A 3,435-nucleotide genomic window follows, 5' to 3' on the forward strand; every position below is an offset into this window, starting at 1 on the left:
CTGGGAGGGTGGTGGGGGTGGTCTGCTCGGTCCACGCCTTGGCGGGGGTGCGGTAGCCGAGCGATGAGTGGAGGCGGGCGCGGTTATAGAAAGCCTCGATGTAGTCGGCGATCGCGAATCGTGCCCGACGATGCTCAGAGAATACGTGGTGGTGATACATCTCGTTCTTCAGCGAGGAGAAGAAGCTCTCCGCGACGGCATTGTCCCAGCACACTCCGGTCCTCCCCATGGACTGCGTGAATCCGTTCTCAATGCAGTATTCTCCGAATTCTTGACTGGTGTATTGGGTGCCGTGATCGCTGTGGAACACTGCCTGGGGTGCTGCGTAGCCGTGGGTGCGGGCCATGGCCAGCGCGTCGATCACCAGGCTTGTGCGCATGTGGTCGGCCATCTGCCAGCCCACGATCATGCGGGTGGCCAGATCGATGACCACGGCCAGGTAGAGCCATCCCGCGCCGGTGCGCAGGTAGGTGATGTCACCGACGAGAACCTCCCCAGGAACGTGCTGGTCGGGGGCGAAGTTGCGCTCTACGAGGTCGGGATGCACCGGCGCGTGCTCGTCGGTGACGGTGGTCTTGCGCCAGGCACGGGGTTGGATCGCGGCCAGGCCCAACTCGCGCATCAGCGCGGCGACCAGGCCCACCGAGCAGGGATGCCCTTCCTCGTTGAGCTGGGCGGTGATGCGCCGACACCCGGCCGTGCCGTTCTGGGCCGCGAAGACGCGGGAGATCTCGTCCTTGAGCAGCTCGCGCCGCTCCTGGGTGGCCGTGACCTGGTCGGTGCGGTCTCTGAAGGCGTAGAACGTGGAACGGGGCACCTGGAGCTGGCGACACATCCAGGCGATGGGGTAGGTGTCCTTCTCCGCCTCGATCAGGGCTGACTTCTCGTTCAGCCCTGCTCCCTGGCGAAGAAGGCCGCGGCTTTTTTTAAAAACTCGTTCTCCATCCGGAGCCGACGATTCTCGACTTCCAGTTCCGCGAGCCGGGCATGATCTGACGGGGTCAGCTTCTTCTCGGGCTCGGGATTCTCTTCACGGTACTTGTTCACCCAGTTCCCGAGGGTGCCGGGAATGATCCCCAGCTCGCCAGCGACCTCGACGATCGGCCGGTCGGACTGGATCACCAGCTGGACTGCCTCGGCCTTGAACTGGGGACTGAACTTACGCCTGGATCTTCCTGCCATGTCCTTGATCCTTCCTCATAGAAGACTGTCCAAGAACCTTGGTACACCCCAGGTGGGCCCGTCCTTGATGTCGAGGTTCTCGGGCATCGTGCTCTCCTATCAGCGTGCCTGGACTGGATGTCTCTGGTCGGATGGATCAGCTCGCCGGCCGGGGCCGTGGATCCATGAAGTCCTCGAGGGTGAGGTCCTTGGTGGCCTCGTAGGTGAAGGGGAACCCCTGGCCCTGATCTGTGGCTCGATCGGTGAGCAGGAGGAGACCCTCGAGTGGCCCGACTTGGGTGACCTCCTCGGTGAGCGACACGTCCTCGATCTGGCCGCTGGCATGGGTCAGGCGGACCGTGGTGACAGCCTCCCTGCGGTTGCCGGTCGGCTCGCCGAATCCGAGGTGTGCGCTGGTGATCGGGTCGGTGACGTTCATCGGTGCTCCCAGGAGGTCAGGGTGGTTAGGACACGTCGGTGACGACGGTCTGGTACTGGCCGATGCGCAGCTGCTTGGACGTGGTCAGCTCGACGGGGATCGTGCCGGTCTCACCGGTGTTCGACTCCCACTCGACGCCCCAGTGCGCGGTGATGTTCACGGTATACAGCCCATCGGGCTGTTCATCGCTCATCTGCTCGTAGACGTGGCCGCAGTCGGGGGAGGGGTCGATTCCGGTGCCGGGGTATTCGGTCCCGGGTCCGTCGCACTCGATCGTGGTGCCGTCGCCCATGTCGATCGACATGCCCGTGAACTTGGCCGTCGCGGTGACGGTCACCGCCCCGGCGGAGGCGCTGGTCGTGTTCGGACCCGTCGTGGTCTCCCCGGGGTTGGCCACCCACAGCCACACCGGCAGCCCCACGGCGCCGAGGGTCTCGGTGTCGTTCGGTGTCGAGGCGATTTCCGGGGCTTCCAGCCCCATCTGGGAGACCGCGGTCTGCGCGAGCTCGGCGGGATCCACCTGAGGAGCGGCTGGCTCGCCGCCCTCCTGAGGCGCGGGATCCGGAGCGGGAGCCGCCGGCGCTGCCGGATCCGCAGGCTCGGGCTGGCCCTGGTCCATGCCGTCGAAGAAGGCGGTGGGTCCCCCGTTCTGCCCCTGCAAGTACGCTCCGTCGGGCTGGTACGTGGCTCGGGAGCCGTCGTCGAGGATCTCGACGTTGTCCGGGCGGCTCGAGGACACCGAGGACGGAGACCCGCTCGAGTAGTTCCCGACGCTGGCCCGGCCACCGCTGCTGACGGAGGTGGTTCCCCCTCTGCTGCCGCCTCCGGAGGACTTCCCGCCGCCGCTAGAGGACTTGCTCCCCCCCGTTCGAGGAGCCGCCGCCCGACGACTTCCCCCCCGCCGGACGAGCTACCACCCCCACCAGAGGACTTCCCGCCCCCGTTACCAGGGTCCTTCACCTCGACCTTGACGTTCGCACTACCACCATCGTCACCGAGGTCGAGGTCAACGCCCCCTTCTGCGAAGGCGGGAGGGAGGGACAGGAGAGCGATCGATGTTGCTGCGGTGCCAACAGTCAGCCGGCGAAGTGCGCGTCGCATGTCGTCTCCTCGTCGTAGTAGCCCTTCTGCTGGATCATCCACGGCTCTGAGCTCGACTCGCGAACGAGCTTGAACTGGCCGACGACTTTGAGACTCGCGTTGTTGATCTCAACGGGCTTCCCATCCTTGGTCGCCTCGAATCCCGTGCCGTCGTCGCAGAACTCAACCGTGGCGGTTGTGTCTTCTTCTTCGGTGACGGTCCAGTTGGTCAGCTTGCGCTCCCCCGTGATGACGGCCCCGGACTCTGCACGATCTGCGTCGTCCGTCTTCTGCTTCTCCGCGAGCTCGGGGATCAGGAAGTCATCTGCGTAGCTGGTGTCCTTCCAGCCATCGGCCGCGGCTGCATCCGAGGCCTCGAAGTACGCCTCGACACGTTCCTGGGGTGTGGCGTCGGCGGGGTCGGCCGTGGGTGGGGCCTCCTGGCTGGTGGCCGTCGTGGTGGGGTCCTCCTCGCCGTTGCTGCTGGTGCAGGCGGCGAGGGGAAGGGCGAGGAGGGAGGCCATCGCGATCGTGGTGAGTGCTCGCTGTCGGATCATCGGGCGGTCTCCTCGGTGGCGGGGGATGGGGGTGGTCATGGGGGCCTCAGATTGCGATGCGGTGGGCGGTGGGGGTGGTGTACATCAGCGCCTCGGTCTCGGGTGGGGTGTACCAAGGTTCTTGGACAGTCTTCTATGAGGAAGGATCAAGGACATGGCAGGAAGATCCAGGCGTAAGTTCAGTCCCCAGTTCAAGGC

The 3,435-nt window shown here is 65.6% G+C and carries 4 protein-coding genes; all 4 read right to left on the minus strand.

The window, feature by feature from the left end:
- Positions 1 to 1,182 (minus strand): IS3 family transposase gene (locus CJ197_RS14700; RefSeq protein WP_102237469.1). Its coding sequence is split into 2 segments (ribosomal slippage), with 1,183 coding nucleotides annotated over them: positions 1 to 930 and positions 930 to 1,182; the frame shifts between segments, so codons are not numbered across the junction. This gene is flagged as partial in the annotation.
- 136 nt (positions 1,183 to 1,318) lie between these two features.
- Positions 1,319 to 1,600 (minus strand): hypothetical protein, encoded by a 282-nt coding sequence (locus CJ197_RS14705; RefSeq protein ID WP_102237470.1) that lies wholly within the window; start codon positions 1,598 to 1,600, stop codon positions 1,319 to 1,321.
- 25 nt (positions 1,601 to 1,625) lie between these two features.
- Positions 1,626 to 2,339, minus strand: a complete 714-nt coding sequence (locus CJ197_RS14710; RefSeq protein ID WP_102237471.1) for an ATP/GTP-binding protein — start codon at positions 2,337 to 2,339, stop codon at positions 1,626 to 1,628.
- A 337-nt stretch (positions 2,340 to 2,676) separates the two neighbouring features.
- The gene (locus CJ197_RS14715; RefSeq protein ID WP_089066502.1) at positions 2,677 to 3,237 is read right to left on the minus strand and encodes a hypothetical protein; all 561 of its coding nucleotides are present in this window, start codon (positions 3,235 to 3,237) and stop codon (positions 2,677 to 2,679) included.
- Positions 3,238 to 3,435 lie beyond the last annotated feature (198 nt).

The sequence above is a fragment of the Brachybacterium sp. UMB0905 genome (assembly GCF_002871795.1).
GTDB lineage: Bacteria > Actinomycetota > Actinomycetes > Actinomycetales > Dermabacteraceae > Brachybacterium.

Bases quoted from the DNA above. Each gene is read 5' to 3' on its own strand.
- CJ197_RS14705 (WP_102237470.1), bottom strand. From the start codon at position 1,600: ATGAACGTCACCGACCCGATCACCAGCGCACACCTCGGATTCGGCGAG.
- CJ197_RS14715 (WP_089066502.1), bottom strand. From the start codon at position 3,237: ATGATCCGACAGCGAGCACTCACCACGATCGCGATGGCCTCCCTCCTC.